This is a genomic window from Proteus sp. LHD240705, assembly GCF_047921555.1.
Classification (GTDB): Bacteria; Pseudomonadota; Gammaproteobacteria; order Enterobacterales; family Enterobacteriaceae; genus Proteus.
Window position 1 is genome coordinate 398278 of sequence record NZ_JBLRMI010000002.1, and the last position, 23629, is coordinate 421906.

The window sequence follows — 23629 nt, forward strand, 5'->3', positions numbered from 1 at the left end:
GAATTTACTTAAAATAGAAGTGAAAAACCCGCTGTAGGCGGGTTTTTTGTTGGTCTTATTTAATAAAAATAGATACAGGTAAATTAAATCGAGCTGCTAGTTTTTTAATATGTTCTAGCGTGAGATTACGTTCACCATTTAAAATGCGGCTTACATAAGAGCGCGAACCTAATTCTTCTTTAAAATCAGTGGTGTTTAATTGATATTGCTCCATTAATGTACGCAAAACAGCAATGGCATCATCACATTGATTTAGTCTTGCATTGAATGCTCTAAATTCAGGAGCACTATTCTCATATTCATCAATTTTATGACAAAGCATATCAATTAAAGGATTATCTGGGTCGTGTTCTACTAAGTATTCAACTAATTTGACACCTTCTTCATAGGCTTTACGAGATTGGCTACGACCAAGAATAGGAACTATATTGACTAGGCTATTAGCAGCCTTAATTGCATCAATAATCATCATTCTTTTGTTCTCCGATAGTAATCAATGAGTTTATCGTATTCAGCATGAGTAGAAATATGTTTTACAAATATTTTGTCGCGTTCAAAATCTGCAAAGAATAGGATCCTTAGCGTATTTCCACCAATATTGATAACCCACCATTTTTCTCTATATTTCATTCTATCTAAACTTGGGAAGATTTTTTTTAATGCTTCAGGTGTTTGATAAGTATTCTGCTTTAGCGTTCTGTAAGTATCAGTAAGTGATTGAGTACAATTGGGGAAACGTGTAGATGCTAAATCAAAAGGCTCTCGTGATATTACGTGCATTCCCTGTCCCTTGCTTCCTATTTGACAACAGCATAGCACTCTTTTTCGGTGTTGCCAAATAGGCAACTTCATATTTTTAATATATGAAAAAGCCCTAATATTATTTTAAATATCAAGGCTTCTAATGACTTTTTATGGTGAGTAAATTAACGCGGATGGCTTAATTTTGCCATCGCTTGGCGATACGAAAGTTCAAGTTTTTCACGACTATCAGAAGTGACATCAAGGTCGTGTAGCTCACCGTTATTTAAACCGTAAACCCAACCGTGGATCATCACTTTTTGTCCGCGTTTCCACGCTGCTTGCATGATCGTCGAGTGACCAAGGTTGTACACTTGTTCGATAACGTTTAGCTCACAAAGTAGGTTTAATCTATCATGTGGTGCCAGTTCACCTAACATGGAACTGTGCTTGTACCAAATATCGCGGATATGCAGTAACCAGTTATTGATAAGACCTAATTCAGTGCCTTCAATCGCTGCTTCAATACCACCACAACCATAGTGACCACAGACAATAATGTGTTCAACTTGTAATACATCAACTGCATATTGGATCACAGAAAGACAGTTTAAATCAGTGTGGATCACTAAGTTTGCGACATTACGATGAACAAAGAGGTCACCAGGTGCTGCGTTAATTAATTTTTCTGCTGGAACGCGGCTGTCAGAGCAACCGATCCATAAAAAGTGAGGTTTTTGACCTTTACAGAGATCTTTAAAAAACTGAGGGTTTTCTTCAGTAACAGATTCTGACCATTGCTTGTTATTGGCTAACAGCTCTTCAATTTTTCTCATCATGACGTGACTGCCTGTAAATTCGGTTTCCCACCATTTGCGCTGACAGTACGCCAACACGAAATAGCTCTTGTGTTATTGTTGGATGCGAGAGATCCGTTAAGAAAGGGTATTTTTATACCATTACTTTTGAATTAATCAGAGGGCTTTTTAAAGCCAAGTGACAGATAATTGCTTATATTTTTTCGCGTTCAAATAAGATAGATCTTTTTATAGCATTTGTTTAATGAATTTATCAATACATTCTTTGATGTAAATCAAATGTATAAAAAGATAACTGTTTGTTAAGCCTACTGTTGTATTATTCAAAAATAGACACTTATAAATATTATATAAATAAATTTAATGATTATGATTATTGGTTTTATTTTTATACTGAAAGCATAAATGATAAAAAATAAAGAACATCATTGATTGAGGTGATGAATGGCGAGATAATATTCATCAGTAAACTTGAGAAACAAAGGCAATAATTTTATTGGTATCAATTAGGCTAAATGATTGCACTAAGGGATAAATTTATTAAAACATCAGAATATCAGTAAGAAATAAAAGAACCTTGAGCCTTGATTGCTAATTTACATTCTCTTCAGGTCTTATTCTTTGTTATTAAAATAGTTAAAAAATATTTATTTATTCGTTTGTGTCATAAACCCTAAAACGGTTTATTTACGACCTTATTTTCTCTAGAATATCCTTATTCCATTTTGATCTTATTGAACTAAGCCTATTTTCTGAATTGAAGCGTGTGAGCAATGCTTAGCATTAGCAAGGTTTAGTTGAATAGCTATTTTCTGATTTCAGCTCAGTCAATGCTGAATAATGCAGTTGATAAAAGGTAATTCCCACTTATGACGTATGCATTGGAGTTAACGGAGTTAACGAAAACTTATCACAATGGCGTAAAAGCGCTAAAAGGTATTAATCTCACCGTTGAGGCTGGCGATTTCTATGCTTTATTAGGTCCTAATGGTGCGGGTAAATCGACCACGATTGGTATTATTAGCTCTTTAGTCAATAAGAGTAGCGGCAAAGTAAAAGTGTTTGGTTATGACACCGATACCGATATGGTAAATGCAAAACGCCAGTTAGGATTAGTGCCACAAGAATTCAATTTCAACCCGTTTGAAACCGTATTACAAATTGTTCTCAACCAAGCGGGTTATTATGGCGTGCCTCGTAAATTAGCATTAGAACGTGCCGAAATTTACTTAACTCAGCTAGATTTATGGGAAAAACGTGATGATAGAGCACGTTTTTTATCGGGGGGGATGAAGCGCCGTTTAATGATTGCGCGTGCATTAATGCATCAACCGAAATTGCTTATTCTTGATGAACCTACCGCGGGTGTTGATATTGAATTACGCCGCTCAATGTGGACGTTTTTAAAACAATTAAATGCTGAAGGTACCACCATTATTTTAACGACTCACTATTTAGAAGAAGCAGAAATGCTGTGTCGGAATATTGGTATTATTCAACGTGGTGAGCTGGTTGAAAATACCAGTATGAAAGGTTTATTAAGTAAATTAGAGTCTGAAACATTTATTTTAGACTTAGCACCTAAAAGCCCATTACCTGAATTACAAAATTATCAATATCGCTTGGTTGATACATCTACTTTAGAAGTCGATGTTAAAAGAGAACAAGGATTAAACAGTGTTTTTGCTCAACTTAATGCACAAGGTATTCAAGTGTTAAGTATGAGAAATAAAGCCAATCGTCTTGAAGAATTATTTGTTCATTTAGTGAATGAAGATCATACAGTAGAAGGAGAGAGGGAATGATTCAGCTGTATTGGGTAGCCCTCAAAACAATTTGGATTAAAGAAGTCACCCGTTTTGGTCGTATTTGGGTGCAAACATTAATTCCACCAGTGATAACAATGTCTCTCTATTTTGTTATTTTCGGGAACCTAATTGGTAAACGAATTGGCGATATGGGGGGCGTAGATTATATGCAGTTTATTGTTCCTGGCCTGATTATGATGGCAGTAATAACAAACTCTTATGCCAATGTTTCCTCTTCCTTTTTTGGTGCTAAATTCCAACGTAGCATTGAAGAATTATTAGTTTCACCTGTTCCAACGCATGTTGTTATTGCGGGCTTTGTCGGTGGGGGTGTTGCTCGTGGTATTTGTGTTGGAGTATTAGTGACGGTAGTTTCACTCTTTTTTGTACCATTGGAAATACACTCTTGGACAATGGTCGTCGTGACATTACTGATGACCTCAATTGTGTTTTCACTCGCGGGGTTATTAAATGCGATTTTTGCGAAAACCTTTGATGATATTAGTATTATTCCAACTTTTGTTTTAACACCATTAACCTATTTAGGCGGTGTGTTTTACTCACTGTCACTCTTGCCTGAATTCTGGCAAGGTGTATCTAAATTAAACCCGATTGTTTACATGATCAGTGGTTTCCGTTATGGTTTTCTGGGCATTACTGATGTCTCTTTAACAGTGACGATTAGCGTACTGTGTCTTTTCATTGCTGTGTTTTATGTTATTGCATGGTATTTAATTGAAAAAGGTCGTGGTTTAAGAAGCTAATCAAAAAAACACGATCGATAGTTATAAAGTTTGAAATCGGTATCTTAATTAGAGATACCGATTTTTTTTAGCTATTTTTTCAGCATAAATGTTAATTTTTATTTAAATAATGACTTCGCTATTAACAAAATGGTTTTTCTTGTTTAGTATACTAAACACTTTGATGGGGATGGAAAGGAAATGTAATGACAACGGCAAGCCAAACAGGCAAAGCGCCTGAGGCAATCTCTCGTAATAAACTTTTATGTATTGCAGGTATGGGATGGACTTTTGATGCAATGGATGTGGGACTATTGGCTTTTTTACTCACAGCATTAAAAGAAGATTGGGGATTAACCGCATCACAATTGGGTTGGATTGGTAGTGTAAACTCAATTGGTATGGCCGTAGGCGCTTTTGTATTTGGCATTATGGCGGATAGAAAAGGGCGAAAGCCTGTTTTCATCTTCACATTGCTATTGTTTAGCTTAGGTTGTGGATTAACGGCATTAGCAAGCTCTTTAATGGTCGTGCTTGTTTTACGCTTTTTTATTGGTATGGGATTAGGTGGGGAATTACCCGTTGCTTCAACACTTGTCAGTGAAAGTGTTGAAACCCACGAACGAGGTCGTATTGTTGTTTTACTCGAAAGTTTTTGGGCGGTAGGTTGGCTAATTGCGGCTCTGATTGCGTATTTTATTATCCCTGATTATGGCTGGCGTATGGCAATGCTATTAAGCGCATTACCTGCGGTATATGCCCTTTATCTACGTTCAAAATTACCTGAACCTGTATCTCCTCACACTTCACAGAAAAAAACACGCTTATCTATTCGCCAATCAATGGCATTGATTTGGTCACCTCAATATCGTCGTTCAACATTAATGTTGTGGATATTATGGTTTTGTGTGGTCTTCTCTTATTACGGTATTTTCTTGTGGTTGCCTAGTGTCGCTATGTTAAAAGGCTTTAGTTTAATTAAGAGCTTTCAATACGTGCTTATTATGACATTAGCGCAGTTACCCGGTTATTTTACGGCAGCTTGGTTAATTGAGCGCTATGGGCGAAAGTTTGTTTTAGTGACTTATTTAGCTGGAACAGCCATTAGTGCTTATTATTTCAGTGTGGCTGACTCTACTGCAACATTGCTTATTTTCGGGATGTTGTTATCGTTCTTTAATTTGGGGGCTTGGGGGGCTTTATATGCTTATACACCAGAACAATACCCCGATGGAATTCGGACAACGGGTGCCGGAACAGCAACTGCAATAGGGCGTATTGGTGGAATATTAGGACCTTTAATGGTGGGATATTTGGTTCAATATCAATTTGAAATAAGCTCAATATTTCTGATATTCAGTTTTTCGATTGTAATTGGAATATTAGCGGTGATGTTATTGGGGCAAGAGACAAAAAATAAGCCACTTAACTCAATTTAGTCATGCTTTGTGCGACTAAAAATATAGAATTTCTCTTTCTTGTAATATGATAGCAGTTAAGATTTTTATGAGAAAAAGGAAATAACGATGTCTCATTATGATGAAGTGGTTAAACAGGTTGATGATGCTATTGCCACAACCAGTATTCAAACCATGAATGAACTTTTAGTGGAATTAGGTAAAGATAAAACGATTGAGTTTCCACAGCGTTATGAGCAACAAGAGCGTTTACGTACGGCTATTTTCCATCACGGTGAAAAATATCGTTAGTCGGACTGTTGCTAAGAAATAAGAATTAAAAAGCGTTTTCACCTGTTTATCAATATGGTGAAAACGCTTTTTTCTTTTTACTACATTGTATCAACATGAATTAAAACGTCTTTCGACCTTCTAGCACTGCGATCCTATTTTCAATGGAGGGATGCGTTGAGAAAAACGAATCTCCTTTATTAAAAATAAAGGCTGCTTTACGATAAGCACGTCCCGTCGAACCATCTTCAAAATTTTCAGTGTCATGTTGTGCTGAAATTTTCTTTAATGCATTAATCATCGCTTGATTATCTTGGGTTAAATCAACCGCAGCGGCATCTGCCATATATTCACGAGTACGGGACAAATAGAAATAGAGCACCTGTGTAATGATCGGCAACACCAAGTTTAGAATAATTAAAATGAGTCGTGCTTTACTTGCTGCATCATTACTTTTACCACCACGGTTACCAGAGGCAATATATAAGCGGCTACCAAAGATATTTGTTACCGTCAGAATAACGTTAGCTAATATACCAACATATAACGTTAGTCGTGAATCACCATGAATAATATGCCCTGTTTCATGCGCTAATACTGCTTGTACTTCTTGGCGATTAAGGCGATTTAATAAGCCTGTTGTTACACCAATAAAGGCGTTTTTCTCAGACCAACCCGCTGCGAAGGCATTCGCTTCTGGTGTATCAAGAAGATAGAGTTTAGGAATGTAGCCAAGAGTTGCACTTAAGCTAAGCTCTTCAACAATATTAAGGAGTTGACGCTCTTGTGCATTTAAAGTGTCATCAGGGCTAATTAATCGCGCATTCATTCCCGTGAGCATAATTTTATGCCCTTTAAAATGAATAAAGATAAGCAATAAAATCGAGATGGCGAGAATAATTAATGTTGCAATAGGGAGCGTTTTGAAAGTCAGAAATGCCAACATATTATCAGTAAGATCTAAATAAGGATTGGCTCCAATAGCAGTATCCACCAGCAAACCGATCATAAGCATTAAGAGTAAATATGTTGCTATAACAAAACGAGTTCGAATAGCATTTTTTCGTAGAACATTTCTGAAATCCATTAGTGACTCCAAACAGCACCGTTAAGTGCTGTTTTTATCAATCTAGAAGTAATAAGTATCTTTTATCACTATCAAATTAATCGAAATTAATGCGGCGTGCTTCTTCTGCTTTAATGGTTTCTTCATCAAGGCGCCAGTACTCTTTATCAATAACAAGGCTTGGGAAAATTTTGACGATAAATACCGCAGGAATAGAGGCGATGAAAGCACGGTATTGCTCTAAAGTACGGTTGTAACCGCGCTTTGCAAAAGAGAGTTTATTTTCTGTTGAAACAATCTCTTCTTGTAAATTCGCCATGATAGTGTCGGATTTTAATTCAGGGTAATTTTCAACCGCGACATTAATGGCACCACTTGAGACAATTTTTGATAACTCATCTTCAGCCGCTTTGGCTTCTTTGGTATTTGCGCTTTGAGATTGTGTTCTTAATTCAGTTATTTTAGTAAATACTTCAGATTCATGACTAAGGTATTTTTTAACGGTGGCTAATAAGCTATCAAACACTTTGCCACGACGATCTAATTGCACCGAAATTTCAGTCTCACTTGAGATAACCGCTTCACGCATAGAGATAATACGGTTGTAATAATAAAAAATAAGACCTAATAACGCGATGGTAATAATTAATCCAGTCATGTGAAGCGCTCTCTTTTCTAATAGTAAACAGGGAATTGTGCTAAATTATTAATGTTAATTTTGCCTATTATTGATAAAGATAGCCAGATGATTATTTCAACAAAGATAAAAAGAGTACTGATAAGGTAAAATCAATAATATGGGCGAGATAAAAAAATACCCCGAATAAATTCGGGGTAAAATGAAAAGTAATGCTAGGGTAAATAAAAAAATATCAAGTGAAACATCGGGGATAAAACTAGGTTAAATAAGCAAGCTAACTAAGCTATTTAACCCAGCTATTAACCTAGAGAGATAACATACTTAAAACCAAGGTGCTTGCGCCATTACATTGCCATAAAACAACATTCTTCCTGTAATTTCGCCACTAAAAAGCATCAAAATAGCGATAATAGAGAGCGATGTTTTGCTAAATGAAGCACTATGAGACAACGTAATAATACAAATACCCATAATCAGACTAGCAATGACTTGCCACCATAATAATAGGCTTGCTACATCTGCACCGAGTACTTGTGCTCTCATAACTAATCCCACAAGTACTAATAATGCGCCGATTAACGTCCCTATTTTTAATGAATTGCTAATGGTTTTACCTTGTAAACGTAACCAAGGGATCATCGAGCCAAAGCCAAGCAACAAGGCTGTACCAATAAAGCTAATTTGTGTTGCTGGTGTATGCCATAACGGGTGTGCCTGCATTTGGTAATAGATTTGTGCCGTAACCAAAATAACAGGCAAACCAATAACGCCACAAAATAAGCCAAGTAGGCTATTACGGCGGATGGCATGAGGTTGTACCCAACTGGCTAATGCCCATAATGAAATCAATCCATTTAGCATCACGAAGGCAATAGCTTCGCGACTTAACCAAGAGTGAGCGATACCTAATACAGAACGATAAGCGCCAAGTGGATCACCCAAATGCCCCATCGACATTGAGGAGCCAACAACTTCAATTAGCCAAATCAGTGTAATCGTTGTTCGTAACGCTTTGGTATTTAATATCGCTGAGTTTTGTGTCTGGTTTTGCCATTGATACAGTGAAAGTGCTAATACGGCACCAATGCCCCACTGACTCATCACCGTAAACAGGACTAACGGCAGTTGATAATCATGCATGATTAATCCTCCATACCAATAATGACAATATTAGGATTACTGATGGTGTGATCAGGAACGCCATAGCGTTTTTCCAATAAAGCCCAATTTGTTGTATGTTTTTTACGTAAATCTTCAATGTCACCAAATTCGATGGCACTCGTAGGGCAAGACTCGACGCAACGTGGTTTCAAGCCTTCATCCAGTCTATCTGCGCACATGTTGCATTTACTGGTTTTGCCTTCAACGGGATCATAAACGGGTGCATTATAAGGACAGGCCATAATACACATCTGGCAACCAATGCATTTGTCATGATCTTGCACGACAATACCATCCTCACGTTTGGTATAAGTGTCAGCTGGACAGACTTTTAGGCATTGTGGATCATCACAATGGTTACAAGACATAGTAATAAAGGCTTGTGCATTAGGTTGATCTTCGTTGAATTCACGAACACGACGCCATAGCACACCGGGTGGTGTTACGTTTTCAGATTTACATGCCATAGAGCAGGTGCGGCAACCGTAGCAATCTTTGGTATTTATCAGAAAACCATACTGTTTCTTCGCCATGATCATGCCTCCCGTCTTACGTTAACTAAGGTGCTATTACAGCAATGACCATTACCTAAAGGCTCTACGTGATCATTGGTGACATGGCTACTACTTCCGCCTTGTTGCTCCCACCATCCATTGTCTAATGAGATAACACCTTGCTTAATGTGAGTGGTCACAACGGCAATCGCGCGGTGTTCACCTCGATCATTAAACGCGATAGCCCATTCACCATTTTTAATACCGCGAGCTAAGGCATCATTAGGATGGATAAGAATATTCGGCTGATTACGCTGTACTTCTAAGATCCATTCATTCATACCATGACTGGAGTGAACACTACGGGCAAGTTTGCGTTGTACCGCCATAAGAGGATACTTTTGGGCAAGTTCAGGTGAGCCTTTTATCGATTCTTTTACTGGATAATAGGTGACAATAGGGGAGTAATTTTTTCCCTGCCACTCTTCAATAAAGAAGTGCGCTTTTTTCGTTGAAGTACGGAAAATACCATCTTTAAATGGGATCCAATCGCCTTCAACTGGGCGTACTGGGCCTTTTTCAAGCATTTCTCGAGTAATACCAGAGCCTTTTAGGCAAGCATCAATGTAATGTTCGATAGGCTGATTAAAGACTTCACCAAAGCCAAAACGCTCAGCAAGGCGAGCAAAGATCCAATAATCAGGTTTTGCTTCTCCTGGTGGCTCAACGGCTTTTTCCATTAATTGCACATACTGACTACGAACACCCGCCATTAAACTGGTATCTTCAAAAATAGTGGTAACAGGAAGCACAAGGTCGGCATAAAGTGCCGTGGATGACATCAAGTTATCTGCGACAACAACAAAAGGTACTTTTTTCAGTGCATTACGCACCATATTTGTGTTAGGAAGTTGCGTCATCACCCCCATTGTCATGATCCACCAAAAGTTAATTGGGTGTGGTCTTTCATTGACAATCCAATCACCGACTTTTGCAACAGGGATTGGTTTAATGGGTTTTGCATTAGGTGCTGGTGGAATAATCGGGCTAAATTTCGCCATTTGACGAGCACCGCCCGCATCACAAACTCCTGCACCTTTTTTACCGATATTGCCGGTTAATAAGGCGAGATAAAACTGGCTTGCTGCGACATAAGCACCAAACTCTGTTCGTTGAGCGCCTGACATATTTTGCACAATCATCGCTGGTTTGGTGGTGGCATAATCGCGAGCTAAACGAATGATCGTTTCTTTTGGAATATCCGTTTCTTGGCTGGTTTTTTCGATAGTCCAAGGTTGTGCTTGTTGATAAATTCGCTCAAAAACTGTCACATAGTCAGCATTAGCAGGCAGTTCATCATGAGTTAACGCAGGAACAATATTCGCTGTTTCATGGTGAACAAGTTGCTGACTTAATGTATCAAAAACCAGATAGCTATCTTTATCATCATCAGATTGGCGTAATAGTTTTTGTTGTGAGTCAACAAGGTAAACGGCACCGGTATGCGCCCGTAAAAAAGGTTTATCAGTGAGATTTTCTTCAATGATAATTTTGATCATTCCTAAAGCGAGTGCGGTATCTGTACCAGGTACAATAGGGATCCATTCATCGGCTTTAGCCGCAGTTTCATTAAAGCGAGGATCAATAACCACCATTCTGGCGCCATTTCGGCGAGCTTGGTTGTAGTTTTTAAAATAGGCTTGCATAGTGACTGCTGGGTTATTACCCCAACAAAGAATATAGCGACTATCTTTTACCGTATCTCGAGTATCTGCATAGCGTAGACCCACCATTGGGATCATCGCTGCGGTTACAGCAGAACAGCATAAAGAGCCAGCTTGTTTTGTGGAGCCTCCTAAGTAATCGAAAAACGCTTTACCCATATCGTTTTTAATCGAGTCCATATTGCCTGCATGAGTGGAGATAAATAGCCCCTCATTGCCAAACTTATCAATGGTTTCTCTGATATTCTTTTCAATAAGATCAAGCGCTTCATTCCAACTGATCGGTTTAAAGTCGGCTTTCCCTTTTTCGCCAACACGTAATAAAGGTGTGGTTAAACGATCTTTATGGTATACCCACTTAGTTCGGCTCATACCACGCAAACAGCATTTCACATTAAAGCCTTCAGTGGCTTCAACTTTGATAAGTTGCCCATTATGTGTAAAAGCTGTTAGGTTACAGTGCAAACATTCCATCGCACAGGTTGAACGAAAGGTTTTATATTCGGATAATTTGATCCGTACTTTTTGGTTATATATGGGTTTATTTTCATTAACTAGACTGAACGCGTTAGGAGAAAGAGCGGCCACGCCAATAGCGCCCATTCCTTTTAACAACGTTCTTCTATTTAATTCCCATTTTTGATTTTTAGACATAGACATTCTCACGCACAAGAAAAGTTAACTATATATAAACTCAATTCATATATAGTTAACCTTGAGTTAGATCATCTAAAAATAGACAAAGAAAATAATCGATAGAAAATGATTAAAAAGCCCTATTTAAAATAAGGTTTTAGTGAAATAAACTAGTAAAAATGACAAAAAAAGAATAATGGGATATCGTCATAAAGTAAAGTAAATAACGAATAGGTGTGAAGAAAATAAATGCAGAATTCTCAAGGAGTTAACTCGGTTGATATCGCTATTACCATTCTCGAATTTATTGCGTCGAATGGGGGTATTGCCCGATCGTCAGATATTGCAAAAGCCTGTTCGCTTTCAAAAAGTCGCTTACATAAGTATTTAGTTTCACTTTGTCGCTCAGAAATGCTGTATCAAGAAAGTGAAGGAAGCCAGTATTGTTTGGGCCGTAAAATTCTTTTTTTAGCGCAGGCAACGCCAAAACCACAATCCTTTGTGGATGAGATTAATCAGCTATTATGTGAGTTCAGAGACGAACATAATATGTCTACGGGATTGGTGATATCTCAAGGTAATCAACTGTTTTTAACACGTTACAACCGTAGCTTTAAACATGTTGATATCGATTTTTTGCCTGATACTCCTGTTCCTCATAAAATTAGTGCCGCGGGTGCTGTTTTTGCCACCTTTAGTGATTTGATGATTGAAGCAGATTTATCACAAAAGCAGCAAAATACTATTCGCCAACAAGGTTTTGCTATTCGTCAGGAGCCTGCTGATGGTATTCCTGGCGCACAATCTATTTCATGTCCTGTATTTAATAAAAAAGGGGAAATGGTGGCGGCAGTATTGACGATGGGATTTATTGAACCTGAAAGGCAAGTGGAGCTAGGCAATGCATTAAAAGCAAAAATGGCGCATTTCTCCCATTAATTTGCTAAAGAACGTATTTAGGCACTTTTGCATTAAAAGCAAAGTGCCTAAAATCGTGTGTTGATTAATCGAATAGTCCTTTTGCCAGAATGTCGCCTTCTTGTGAAACACCGGGTAACACAAAGTAATATCCACCGCCAAAAGGTTTGATATAACGCTCTAAGGGTTCACCATCTAAACGTTTTTGGGTATCAATAAACCCTTTTTTAAGGTTATTTTGAAATGAGATAAAGATCAGCCCCATATCTAGTTGACCTGAAGGCGTTAATCCTAATGAGTAGCTATAACTACGTCGGCGTAATTTTGCACTGTAACGTTCTGGATTTCTTGGTTCAGCTCGTCGCATATGAGAATCAAATAGCACTCTGTCACCGTGGGGATCTTTTTCAAATTGAGGATCGTCCATCTCTTGCTTCATACCTATTGGTGCACCCGTTGAGCGATGGCGCCCAAAGTTATTTTCTTGATCTTCAAGCGGTGTTCTATCCCAAAATTCCAAAGCAAAACGAATAAGGCGAACAGCTTGATAACTTCCACCTAAACACCACTGTGGCTCTTTTTGTTTCTCAGTGATCCAAACAAGATCATCCATCAAATTATTATCTGAAGAAGGGGCGTTGCCCGAGCCATCTTTAAAGCCAAAAAGATTAATAGGTGTTTGTCGATTATCGATATCACGAGAAGGAAGAAAGCCATCGATTTTCCATACAGCATAAACCTTCCCTGACAGGTGTTTTAAAATATCTCTTAACGCATAAATTACACTTTCTGGGCTATTCGCACAAAGTTGCAGTAATACATCGCCACCACACCATTTAGGATCGAGTCGGTCATTAGGAAAGGGTTTCATGGGCTCTAAGCGCTTAGGTTTTTTAGCTTGAAAACCAAAACGGCTATCAAAAAAACTATCACCTAAAGCAACGGTGACGGTTAATTCATCAGGGTGTAATTGTGTTCCTAAAATACCAGATTCAGCAGGGGGAAGATGCGGGTTAGCCCTTTGTTGAAGTTCTCTGGGTTGAGTTAAAAATGCAATTCGTTGTGTCAGTGTTGTAAATACTCTTTTTATATCATCGGCGTTTGTTACTGTCAGATTAAGTGCAATCAATGAGGCGTGTTTTTGTTCTGGCGTAATAACACCCGCTTGATGTTTACCTAAATAGGCAATAGCGCGCTGATAACGAGGTATTGAAGACGCGCTTTGTTTTTCTACTGCTTTTGCTCCCATACTGGCGAGTAATAGACTCCCTCCTAGCCATTTTAACGTTGTACGTTTATTTAGGTTAACAGGATTTTTTGATAGCGATTTAAAGAGAGTTTTATTTTTCATCACTTGCTTCTTTATAGTGATAGTAAACATCAATATTGAGCGTGCTACGCAAGTTTGCCACTTGCTCTGCTAATTGTGTCACTTGAGAAAAAAGCCAACTTTTTTCTGTTTCAGGAAGCGCGGTTAAAGGCTGGAATAGACCTTCATCGCGCTGATATTTTAAAAGCAGAGCACCTATATCGTCATACTGTTTGATAACCAGTTGATATTCTGTCGTTGGAATATGATTAGATAAGATCTCTACGATTAAGCGCGATCCAGATAAATTGGCATAACTATCACCCAGATCGCTGTTTGAATATTGATTTTCAATACCAGCGAGTTTGTCAGTTAAAATAAACTCTAAGCTATCACCCGCAGATTGAACCAATTTAGGAATAGGAATATCTTCAATCGCGACACGTTTTTTTAAGTCACTAATGCCTCTTAAAAGGGCTTTTGCTGATTCGGTGGCTTTTTGAAGATCTTTTAATTTAAACAGTTGATATTCAACTAAATGAAATCCTGAAAAACGAGGTGAATTTTCTCTTTCAAGAAAGAAATCGGCTCGATTATTCAATAAACGTTCGCTTGTACCAAAAAGGGCAATAATAGGGCGGATCACTTCATAATGATAATGCGCTTGTTGATAAGCATTTTGTGCATTAATAAGCTGATTTTTTTCACTATTTTCGATTAATTTATCGAGCGATTTTTCAACTAGCGTTAATTGTTCAACAGCCTTTTCTCGGTAATTTAAAATATCGGTTTCAAACTTTTTAGGAGTGGGGATATCCCCTTTGGCAATAACGACATTGTCGCTATCTTGAATAATACCCTGAATAATTTTTTCGGCATAAATAGGAAAAGAAAACAACAAGATAAATAGAAAAATGGTGATCTTTTTACTTAACAACTTTACATTATTTAGCATGGCGAGCGCCTCGTTTAAATAACAGTGCTACAACCACCCAATACACAATAAATGTCACGACGCTTAAACCAATGGGTTGAGAGCGATAAGCAAAAAACGAGACTAAAAAATTACCAAAGACACTGGAATCATCAAGAATATGGCTAATATCCCAAAGTGGATAAATAAAGAAATCAGGTAATTCAAAATCCATTTCAATCAGTAGATTTGCAATTTCTTCTACGGCTTTTAATAACAGAGAAACGGCAAGAAATAGTAATAAAAATCCTGTTACGGTAAAGAAATAGCGCCATGAAATAACTTTTGAAGTCAGCAAAAATAGCCATAGTGTGAATGCAGCGACAAGTAAGCCAATAAAGACCTCAATAAAGAAAGGTAGTGCTGTTTGTGCATTGAGAGCCATAATATGGCTAGAGAGGAATACCACGACTTCGCTGCCTTCTCTGGCAATCGCAATGGCAATAATCAATAAAATACCCCATGCACTTTGTTGCTGTGTTTTTTGGGTGAGTTCATTTTCTATATTTGCTTTTAATGATTTTCCTTGCCCATTCATCCAATAAACCATCTGCACAATAAGTACACAAGCGAGGATCTCCATTGCGATCATAAATAGAGATTGCCACATATCTTCGAGTGAGCTAAATACGCCATAAATACTTAGCGCTAGAATAATGGCAAGAAATAACCCAAATACCACGCCACCCCATAAATATTTCATACCTTGTTGTGGTGTTGGTGAACGTTTTATCCACGCATAAATAATGCCTACCACTAATAGCGCTTCAAAACTTTCTCGCCAAACAACAAACAGAACTTGTCCCATAATTACTCTGCCTTTTCAGTTGCAACAATTTCACCTTGAGGATGAGAAAGGTGAAAATCATCAAAGAAGGTGTAACGGCCTGGTTTTAGTGGTGCGATTACAACGACAGAATTGGCGCCCGGTGCTAATACTTTTTCTTTACGTAGCTGTGTACTTTCAAATTCAACAGGGCTAGTGCCTGTATTACGAATTTTTATTCTAATAGGTGTTTTAGCGGGGACTTCAAGTACTTGGGGAATAAGTTCGCCATCTTTCATTTCTAATTCAACGGTGTATTTCTCTGCTGCAAAAACAGAGGATGTCACCATTAACAGTAGTAATAATGTATATTTAGAGAGAGTTTTGATCATCAGCGTTTCACTTAAAAAAAGAGAAAAAGGATAAATCCAAAGGGTTGGATTTATCCGTTATCAAGCTAATTAGTAACTGCCTTTACGACCCGTACCGCTATAGGTGAAATCCCATGACACTTCAAAGGGTTCAAACCAAGGTGAAACACCTGTTTCTTTATCGATATGGCGACCAAAAGCGATATCTTTGTTGTATGAAGGCGGGTAAATTTTATAGGTCACGTTATATTGACCATTCCCGTCTAGTTTCAGGTTTTCACCATAGTGAGGGCCATCGTTGGCAACCATCGCCATAAATGTACCTTGTTGTTTTTTCGCAGGCGCGTCGGATTTTGTTACGGTGTATTCGATGGTGAGGTAAGGGATCCAATCACCCTCAGCAAATCCATTCGGATTATCTTCCGTAGCATGAATATCTGCTTCTAAATGGATATCTGCCTTATCAGCAGCCAAGTGATTCATCGCATGATGACCTTCTTCGGTATCCATTGTGATAGGTTGGAGATAAACCCCTTGAATTTCCATACCATTTTTAAGAATAGGATGACCAACTGGATACTCGACAGCAAGAGCGGACGCAGAAAGAAATGAGAGTGCAGTGAGAGAGAGTGCATAGCGATATTTCATGTTTAACCCCTATTATTGAATGATAATTGTTATTATTCTTAATAAGGTTAACATAATTTGTATTAGAAATAGGAGATAATCTATACGAAAAATATCGCTTAAGTTGGCAGGGAAGTCAGTGAAAATAGTGATAACGTTTTCTTTTATAAAAGAAAAAAATTTGTTGTTCTGAAAGAAATATATGAATGGGATTAATAATTCCAGGTAATAATACTCAATGAAATCATCTAATTAAGAATGATATATGGAAATCTTATTTATCATAATAAGAAGATAAAATAGAAGACTTCCATATTAAGAATATTAAATTTGACTTTGAGCACTCCAAAACTGTTTGGACTGTGTCAGCGCCACAGCTGAAACTTGCTCTTCATTTGGTGGGAGGAAAAATGCAGGAGTGACTTTTAGCTCTTGTGCAATATGAAAGAGCATATCAACATCAATCTTACATAGCCCATTCTCATAACGTGAAAATTGTTGCTGGCTAATACCGACTCGTTCCGCGACAACTTTTGCTGACAAGCGAAGCTGCTGGCGTTGTTTACGAATTTTATGCCCAATAATTTGAGAAATGGGATAAATCTTTGACATTAGTGACCTCATTCTTCCTATCAACCACCAATAATATCCAATAAATTGAATATTAAGTTTCCGTGATGGATCTTCAAAATAAACAAGCACTCCAGCTTGAATGAGTCAAATCCATACTACTGTGTTATCGGTTAATTGGATGAATTATTTATACCCGTTACGTTATAAGATGATATTAATTTTCATTAAACTATTTTGAGATCTTTCTTTTTTCTAGCAGGATAATCGAGGATTTTTTGATAAGCAGTGCTATATATTGCCTAAACACCATTTATTCTGTTATTTATGCTCGCATTTATGATTAATAAAGAGTAAATAATGCAATCACAATAAAAAAGATAAAGCCCTCTTTGACTGTATTTATACTCGAAAATACCTTTTATAGGCTTTTTATAATGGGTTATTTTTGAGTTTTTTTTTATCTCGCTGCGATTTCCCTTCTTAAAATAGCGTCAAACCCAAACAATAATTTTCATTTTATTGTCATTTATAAAATTACATTCACATCCAATAGTCTACGGCGTTAAGATTGTTATCTATAATACTTAGGCAAATTATAAGTATTGCAGGGTAATTATCTATTTATCGTCAAGGTCGAGATTATGAATGTAAAAGATATCATTCCTCATGAACCATTTGGAACATTGCTAGGCTATGCGCCTGGTGGTGTCGCGATTTACTCTTCAGATTACAGCAGTATTGATAAAGAAGACTATGCCGCTAATGATTCATTCCGTAGTTATATTGGTAATGAATATATGGGGCATAAGTGGCAGTGTGTTGAGTTTGCTCGCCGTTTTCTCTATTTACATTATGGAACTGTATTTACTGATGTGGGAATGGCTTATGAGATATTCTCGCTGCGTTTTTTACGCAAAACCATAAATGACGATATATTGCCATTACAAGCCTTTGCCAATGGTAGTAAACAGTCGCCAGCAGTGGGTGCTTTGCTGATTTGGCAAGAAGGTGGTGAGTTTAAAGTAACAGGGCATGTTGCGGTTATTACTGAAGTGCTTGAAGATAAAATTCGTATTGCGGAACAAAATGTTATCCACACTCGATTACCTGCTGGGCAACAGTGGACTCGAGAATTACCGCTTAAAGTGACGGATAACGGTTACTTTATTCAAGATACTTTTGATAATACAACTCTATTAGGTTGGATGATCCAAACAGAGCCTAATGCTTATAGCCTTCCTCAACCTAAAATTGCGCCTGAACTGTTAGCCATTCATGCGGAAAAACTTGAGAATAAAGGCCAGTTGGATGGCAAATGGTTAGATGAAAGTTCACCGCTAGAAAAAGCGTATGTCGTCGCACAACACGGTCATATCATCAATCAAGATAGCTATGAATATTTCACCATTTCAGAAAGTGCAGAGCAGGAACTTATTCGTGCAAGTAATGAAATGCATTTGATGTATTTGCATGCAACTGAAAAAGTGTTGAAAGACGATAATCTACTGCGTTTATTCGATATTCCTGAAGTGTTGTGGCCTCGTATTCGTTTGTCATGGCAAAACAGACGCCATCAAATGATCACGGGACGATTAGATTTTTGTATGGATGAACGTGGTGTCAAAGTTTATGAATATAATGCTGACTCTGCCTCTTGCCATACCGAAGCTGGCTTAATCATCGAGAAATGGGCACAGAAAGGTGGAATTAAAGAGGGTTTTAACCCTGGTGAACGCTTACTTGATGCATTAGCGGATGCTTGGAAACACTGTGATGCAAAACCTTTTGTGCATATTCTTCAAGATGATGATAGTGAAGAAGATTATCACGCTCTCTTTATGCAACAATCACTGAATCAAGCAGGTTATAACAGTAAAATTCTACGTGGATTAGATGAACTTCATTGGAATAGTCGTGGTCAATTGATTGATGCAGACAAGCGGGTTGTTGAATGTGTTTGGAAAACATGGGCTTGGGAAACAGCATTAGACCAACTAAGAGAAGAGAGTGAACAACAAGCACTGATCCCTATTCGTACAGGGCATCCTGAAGGCGAAGTCCGCTTGGTCGATGTGCTTTTACGTCCTGAAATTACCGTTTTTGAACCTCTTTGGACACTTATTCCTAGTAATAAAGCGATTCTACCTATTTTATGGCAATTGTTCCCTGATAATCCTTATTTGTTAGATACTGATTTCACAGTGACACCTCGTCTTGCACAAAGTGGTTATGCGGTTAAACCGATTGCAGGTCGTTGTGGTAGTAACATTGGTTTAGTCGATCATAAAGATAATGTGTTAGATGAAACCAGTGGTCAGTTTGATCATCAAGAAAATATTTACCAAGAATTATGGTGTTTACCAAAAGTGGCAAATCGTTATATCCAAGTTTGCACCTTTACAGTGGGCGGGCATTATGGCGGTTGTTGTTTACGTTCAGACCCAACTCTAGTTATTAAAAAAGAGAGTGATATTGAACCTTTAATTGTGATTGAAGATAAACACTTTCTAGCTAAATAAGATCATAGACGTTTAGAATTAATAAACGATAGACCCGCCTAATTGGCGGGTTTATTTTAATAAAGAATATTCTCAGTGATATGTTTTCTATTTGCGACGATTAAACCTGCATATTTTGCAATAGCGACGATCTGTTGTGTTGAAAAGGTCATCTCTTTCATCGGATTTTCCTTAGAAAATTACATTCTTTCCTTGATTTGTTTTTTCAGCCACTGAATGAAAAGCTGTACTTTAGCATTATTTTTTTCATTTCTAGTGACGAGGTAATAACGCTGAGCACAAAAAAGCTCACTATTATCAAAAGGAATAATTAATTCTTTATTAGCCAGTTGTTTTTGCACTAAACGTTTTCTTCCCATCGCCACTCCTGAGTGGTTAACCGCAGCAATAACAGCAAGATCAGAGCGGTCAAAACAGATATTGCTACGATTAGGAAAAAGTGAAAGCCCCATATATTCACTCCAAGCTCGCCATTCGTCGAAATCAGAGTTATTACTCCAAGCTTGCCTATCATGCAGTAAGGTGCAATTGGATAGATGATGAATATTACCAATAAGCTCATGTTTTTTAGCATATTCAGGGCTACATACGGGAATAATAGATTCTGAAATTAAATCTTCGCAATAAAGATTTTGTAGTTGTTTATCATCAAAATAAATCGCCAGATCAATGCCATAACCTCGAAAGTTAATATCATCATTTCCTGTGAGTAGATTTAATTCAATAGAGGGATAACGTTCAGTAAAATCTGAAATAAGAGGAACTAGCCAACATTGGGCAATAGAAGGTCGTGAATAAACGGTGAGAATGCCTGAGACTTCTTGGTTATGAATATCTAAAATTTCTTGGTTAATATCTTCTAGCGTTTTTTTAAGCGCCCAATAAATTCGTTCACCTTCTTCTGTTAACTCTATTCGGCGATGAAAGCGGTCAAATAGCTTGATACCTAATTCTTCTTCTAACGTATTAATACGATGACTAATAGCACTTGGCGTTAAGGACAGTTCTTCTGCTGCTAAAGCGAATGAAAGGTGGCGACCTGTTGCTTCAAAAGTGTGAAGTCTTGCTAATTGATAACTAGATAATCGTTTATTTCTTAAAATCACGCTAGAAGATTCAAACATTCTTTTATTCTCGTTTTGTTGTTAATAGTAACGTAGGTTAACAATCAAGCTAATGTTAAGATGAAATACCATGCTGCTACTTATCATAATGTGATTATTTGTGCATTGTGTCACTTATTTGAGTTAATTGATTTCATCTTAGTGTAAATTTTCATCATTTGTAAGTACCGAATGATTAATATTCAATATGATTAACAATAAATAAAATATTTGGGATGGATATATGGATTCAACGTTATGGGTGCTAGGTACTCTTATAATTAGTATCTTGCTCATTGTTTTTACTATAATAAAATTTAAGTTTCATCCGTTTTTAGCCTTACTATTGGCAAGCTTCTTTGTGGGTACTGCAATGAAGATGAATCCTTTAGAAATGGTAAATGCGATTGAAAACGGTATTGGTGGTACGTTAGGATTTTTAGCAGCAATTATCGGTTTAGGAACTATTCTTGGTAAGATGATGGAAATATCAGGTGCCGCAGAACGCATCGGTATTACATTACAAAAATGCCGTTGGTTATCTCCAGACGTTATTATGGTATTGGTTGGTCTTATTTGTGGTATTACACTCTTTGTTGAAGTGGGTGTGGTATTACTGATCCCTCTTGCTTTCTCTATTGCGAAAAAAACAAATACTTCATTATTAAAATTAGCTATTCCATTATGTACAGCATTAATGGCTGTTCACTGTATTGTTCCTCCTCATCCTGCTGCATTATTCGTGACTAATGAATTAGGGGCAGATATGGGAACCGTTATTGTTGCGGGTCTTGCAGTTGGTTTAGTCGCATCTTTAGTGGGTGGTCCTTTATTCTTAAAAATATTAGGTGAACGCTTACCATTTAAAACAGTACCTGAAGAATTTTCTGATATGGAAATTCGTGAAGAAAAAGATTTACCTTCATTAGGTGCCACTCTCTTTACTGTATTACTGCCTATTGTTCTGATGTTGATAAAAACAGCAGCAGAATTAAATATGACAAAGGGAACATCGCTTTATACTGCATTACAGTTTATTGGTAACCCAATTACTGCGATGTTTATTGCTGCCTTTGTTGCTTATTATATTCTAGGTATTCGCCGTAATATGGGCATGAATACGTTATTGAAGAAAACAGAAGATAGCTTTAGCTCTATTGCCAACATCTTATTAATTATTGGTGCGGGTGGTGCTTTTAATGGCATTTTAAAAGGTAGTGGTTTAAGTGAATCTTTAGCGTTAATTCTTTCTAACTTAGATATGCATCCTATTTTATTGGCTTGGTTAGTCGCCATTATTCTTCATGCTGCTGTTGGTTCTGCAACTGTTGCAATGATGGGCGCGACTGCAATTGTTGCACCACTAATGCCTTTATACCCAGACATTAGCCCTGAAATTATTACATTAGCAATTGGTTCAGGTGCTATTGGTTGTACCATCGTCACAGACTCACTGTTTTGGTTAGTGAAACAGTATTGTAATGCAACTTTAAGTGAAACTTTTCGTTTTTACAGTGTCGCGACCTTTATTGCCTCCTTTGTCGCATTAGGCGGTACATTTATGCTTTCTTTTGTCATATAAAAGAGAACGACTATGAACCATATAGATATAAATAAATTAACAAGCAATTTTCCACTAGTTCGTGACTTAGTGGACTTAAAAGAAGTGGTTTGGTTTAACCCAAAAGTGACCACCACTGACCAGGGACTTCCATATGTTGGTTTAACGCAAGATGACGTAATTGACGCACAAGCGAGATTACAACGTTTTGCACCTTATTTAGCTAAAGCATTTCCAGAAACAGCTGTTACTCAAGGAATTATCGAATCAGAAGTGGTTGATATTCCTAAAATGAAAGTCGCACTTGAAAAGCGTTATAACACGTCCATTAGCGGTCAATTGCGTTTGAAAAAGGACAGTCATTTACCTATTTCTGGCTCAATTAAAGCGCGTGGTGGGATTTATGAAGTACTGACTCATGCTGAGAAATTAGCGATAAACGCGGGATTGTTGAGCACAGACGATAATTATGAAAAATTATTTTCTGATAAATTTCGTGAATTCTTTAGCCAATATAGTATCGCGGTAGGCTCAACAGGCAACTTAGGTATGTCTATTGGGATCATGAGTGCGAAATTAGGCTTTAGTGTGAGTGTTCATATGTCTGCTGATGCACGTCAGTGGAAGAAAGATAAATTACGTTCTCATGGCGTTAATGTTGTTGAATATGAACAAGATTACAGCATTGCGGTAGAAGAAGGCCGCAAAGAAGCAGAGAAAGATCCTAACTGTTTCTTTATCGATGATGAAAACTCAAAAACATTATTTTTGGGTTATGCGGTAGCGGGATTACGTTTAAAACGCCAATTTGAAGAGCAAGGTGTTCGTGTTGATAGTGAGCATCCTCTGTTTGTTTACCTGCCTTGTGGTGTCGGTGGTGGCCCTGGTGGTGTTGCATTTGGGCTAAAACTGGCATTTGGGGATGCCGTACACTGCTTATTTGCAGAGCCAACGCACTCACCTTGTATGTTATTGGGTGTTTATACCCAATTACATGAAGGCATCTCTGTACAAGAGATTGGTATCGATAACGTAACTGCGGCTGATGGTCTTGCTGTCGGTCGTGCATCAGGCTTTGTTGGTCGAGCAATGGAGCGCTTAATTGATGGTTATTACACTATTGATGACCAAGAGCTTTATGACTTACTCAGTTTATTAAATAAAGAAGAAGGGATTAAGTTAGAACCTTCGGCTTTAGCTGGAATGACAGGTGCTGTACATGTCACTCAAGCTAAAGATTATCTGCAAGGATTATCACTAGACAGTCAAAAAATGCAAAATGCAACGCATTTAGTATGGGCTACTGGTGGTGGTATGGTTCCAGCAGATGAAATGCAAAAATATCTCGCTCAAGGAAAATAGAGAGAGAACGGAGGCTATCAGCTTTTGT

The 23629-nt window shown here is 37.6% G+C and carries 23 protein-coding genes; 8 read left to right on the forward strand and 15 right to left on the reverse strand.

The genetic code is table 11. The features are described from left to right. Positions 1-55 precede the first annotated feature (55 nt). The 3 genes from ACNART_RS05135 to can all read right to left on the reverse strand — a co-directional run bounded on the left by ACNART_RS05135 (position 56) and on the right by can (position 1580). Positions 56-472 carry a type II toxin-antitoxin system HigA family antitoxin gene (locus tag ACNART_RS05135; RefSeq protein ID WP_368927338.1) on the reverse strand — a complete coding sequence of 139 codons (417 nt, stop codon included), beginning with the start codon at positions 470-472 and terminating at the stop codon, positions 56-58. Then, complete coding sequence (locus ACNART_RS05140; protein WP_198630227.1) at positions 469-780, reverse strand: type II toxin-antitoxin system HigB family toxin; 312 nt, start codon at positions 778-780, stop codon at positions 469-471. Before ACNART_RS05140 ends, ACNART_RS05135 begins: the two co-directional genes overlap by 4 nt. 146 nt (positions 781-926) lie before the next feature. Beyond that, positions 927-1580, reverse strand: coding sequence for a carbonate dehydratase (gene can / locus ACNART_RS05145; RefSeq protein WP_072070989.1), 654 nt, complete (start codon positions 1578-1580; stop codon positions 927-929). A gap of 848 nt (positions 1581-2428) precedes the next feature. On the opposite strand from can, the gene ACNART_RS05150 reads away from it, so the two are divergent. From ACNART_RS05150 to ACNART_RS05165, 4 genes are all read left to right on the forward strand, one after another. Then, positions 2429-3364, forward strand: a complete 936-nt coding sequence (locus ACNART_RS05150) for an ABC transporter ATP-binding protein (protein ID WP_109371621.1) — start codon at positions 2429-2431, stop codon at positions 3362-3364. Then, positions 3361-4131, forward strand: coding sequence for an ABC transporter permease (locus ACNART_RS05155; RefSeq protein ID WP_109371619.1), 771 nt, complete (start codon positions 3361-3363; stop codon positions 4129-4131). Before ACNART_RS05150 ends, ACNART_RS05155 begins: the two co-directional genes overlap by 4 nt. Positions 4132-4316: 185 nt before the next feature. Beyond that, positions 4317-5549, forward strand: a complete 1233-nt coding sequence (locus ACNART_RS05160; RefSeq protein ID WP_198619388.1) for an MFS transporter — start codon at positions 4317-4319, stop codon at positions 5547-5549. 87 nt (positions 5550-5636) lie between these two features. Continuing rightward, positions 5637-5819 (forward strand): DUF2526 family protein, encoded by a 183-nt coding sequence (locus tag ACNART_RS05165; protein WP_198619389.1) that lies wholly within the window; start codon positions 5637-5639, stop codon positions 5817-5819. A gap of 100 nt (positions 5820-5919) precedes the next feature. Here ACNART_RS05165 and htpX read toward each other — a convergent pair whose 3' ends face one another. The 5 genes from htpX to ACNART_RS05190 form a co-directional block, all read right to left on the reverse strand. Further along, complete coding sequence (gene htpX, locus ACNART_RS05170) at positions 5920-6885, reverse strand: zinc metalloprotease HtpX (RefSeq protein ID WP_196532270.1); 966 nt, start codon at positions 6883-6885, stop codon at positions 5920-5922. Between the two features lie 76 nt (positions 6886-6961). Then, entirely contained in the window at positions 6962-7522 is a 561-nt protein-coding gene (locus ACNART_RS05175) for a LemA family protein (protein ID WP_196532269.1), read from the reverse strand. Between the two features lie 303 nt (positions 7523-7825). Continuing rightward, positions 7826-8644: a dimethyl sulfoxide reductase anchor subunit family protein gene (locus ACNART_RS05180; RefSeq protein WP_416303465.1), complete on the reverse strand. Its 819-nt coding sequence runs from the start codon at positions 8642-8644 to the stop codon at positions 7826-7828. Between the two features lie 2 nt (positions 8645-8646). Beyond that, on the reverse strand, positions 8647-9198 hold the full coding sequence (locus tag ACNART_RS05185; protein ID WP_160230016.1) for a 4Fe-4S dicluster domain-containing protein: 552 nt from the start codon (positions 9196-9198) through the stop codon (positions 8647-8649). Positions 9199-9200: 2 nt separating this feature from the next. Further along, positions 9201-11537 (reverse strand): molybdopterin-containing oxidoreductase family protein, encoded by a 2337-nt coding sequence (locus tag ACNART_RS05190; RefSeq protein ID WP_416303466.1) that lies wholly within the window; start codon positions 11535-11537, stop codon positions 9201-9203. A gap of 231 nt (positions 11538-11768) precedes the next feature. On the opposite strand from ACNART_RS05190, the gene ACNART_RS05195 reads away from it, so the two are divergent. Beyond that, positions 11769-12458 (forward strand): helix-turn-helix domain-containing protein, encoded by a 690-nt coding sequence (locus tag ACNART_RS05195; RefSeq protein ID WP_198630224.1) that lies wholly within the window; start codon positions 11769-11771, stop codon positions 12456-12458. 64 nt (positions 12459-12522) lie between these two features. Here the strand turns inward: ACNART_RS05195 and efeB are convergent, their stop codons facing one another. The 6 genes from efeB to ACNART_RS05225 all read right to left on the reverse strand — a co-directional run bounded on the left by efeB (position 12523) and on the right by ACNART_RS05225 (position 17095). After that, complete coding sequence (efeB, locus tag ACNART_RS05200; RefSeq protein WP_416303467.1) at positions 12523-13788, reverse strand: iron uptake transporter deferrochelatase/peroxidase subunit; 1266 nt, start codon at positions 13786-13788, stop codon at positions 12523-12525. Then, positions 13778-14701 (reverse strand): EfeM/EfeO family lipoprotein, encoded by a 924-nt coding sequence (locus ACNART_RS05205; RefSeq protein WP_416303468.1) that lies wholly within the window; start codon positions 14699-14701, stop codon positions 13778-13780. The genes efeB and ACNART_RS05205 overlap by 11 nt, the downstream gene beginning before the upstream one ends. Beyond that, entirely contained in the window at positions 14691-15527 is an 837-nt protein-coding gene (locus ACNART_RS05210; protein ID WP_198619396.1) for an FTR1 family iron permease, read from the reverse strand. The genes ACNART_RS05205 and ACNART_RS05210 overlap by 11 nt, the downstream gene beginning before the upstream one ends. A gap of 2 nt (positions 15528-15529) precedes the next feature. Then, a complete protein-coding gene (locus ACNART_RS05215) occupies positions 15530-15877 on the reverse strand; it encodes a cupredoxin domain-containing protein (RefSeq protein WP_088493623.1) in 348 nt (115 codons plus the stop codon). A gap of 69 nt (positions 15878-15946) precedes the next feature. Next, positions 15947-16504: an iron transporter gene (locus ACNART_RS05220; RefSeq protein WP_109371597.1), complete on the reverse strand. Its 558-nt coding sequence runs from the start codon at positions 16502-16504 to the stop codon at positions 15947-15949. A 303-nt stretch (positions 16505-16807) separates the two neighbouring features. Continuing rightward, entirely contained in the window at positions 16808-17095 is a 288-nt protein-coding gene (locus ACNART_RS05225; RefSeq protein WP_072063612.1) for a helix-turn-helix domain-containing protein, read from the reverse strand. Between the two features lie 602 nt (positions 17096-17697). Here ACNART_RS05225 and gss point away from each other — a divergent pair. Then, on the forward strand, positions 17698-19575 hold the full coding sequence (gene gss / locus ACNART_RS05230) for a bifunctional glutathionylspermidine amidase/synthase (protein ID WP_416303469.1): 1878 nt from the start codon (positions 17698-17700) through the stop codon (positions 19573-19575). 179 nt (positions 19576-19754) lie between these two features. On the opposite strand, the gene dsdC is transcribed toward gss, so the two are convergent. Continuing rightward, a complete protein-coding gene (gene dsdC, locus ACNART_RS05235; protein WP_109371592.1) occupies positions 19755-20699 on the reverse strand; it encodes a DNA-binding transcriptional regulator DsdC in 945 nt (314 codons plus the stop codon). Between the two features lie 223 nt (positions 20700-20922). Between dsdC and dsdX the strand changes: the two genes are divergently transcribed. Further along, on the forward strand, positions 20923-22260 hold the full coding sequence (gene dsdX, locus ACNART_RS05240) for a D-serine transporter DsdX (RefSeq protein WP_416303470.1): 1338 nt from the start codon (positions 20923-20925) through the stop codon (positions 22258-22260). Between the two features lie 12 nt (positions 22261-22272). Continuing rightward, complete coding sequence (locus tag ACNART_RS05245) at positions 22273-23601, forward strand: D-serine ammonia-lyase (RefSeq protein WP_198619398.1); 1329 nt, start codon at positions 22273-22275, stop codon at positions 23599-23601. Positions 23602-23629: the final 28 nt, after the last annotated feature.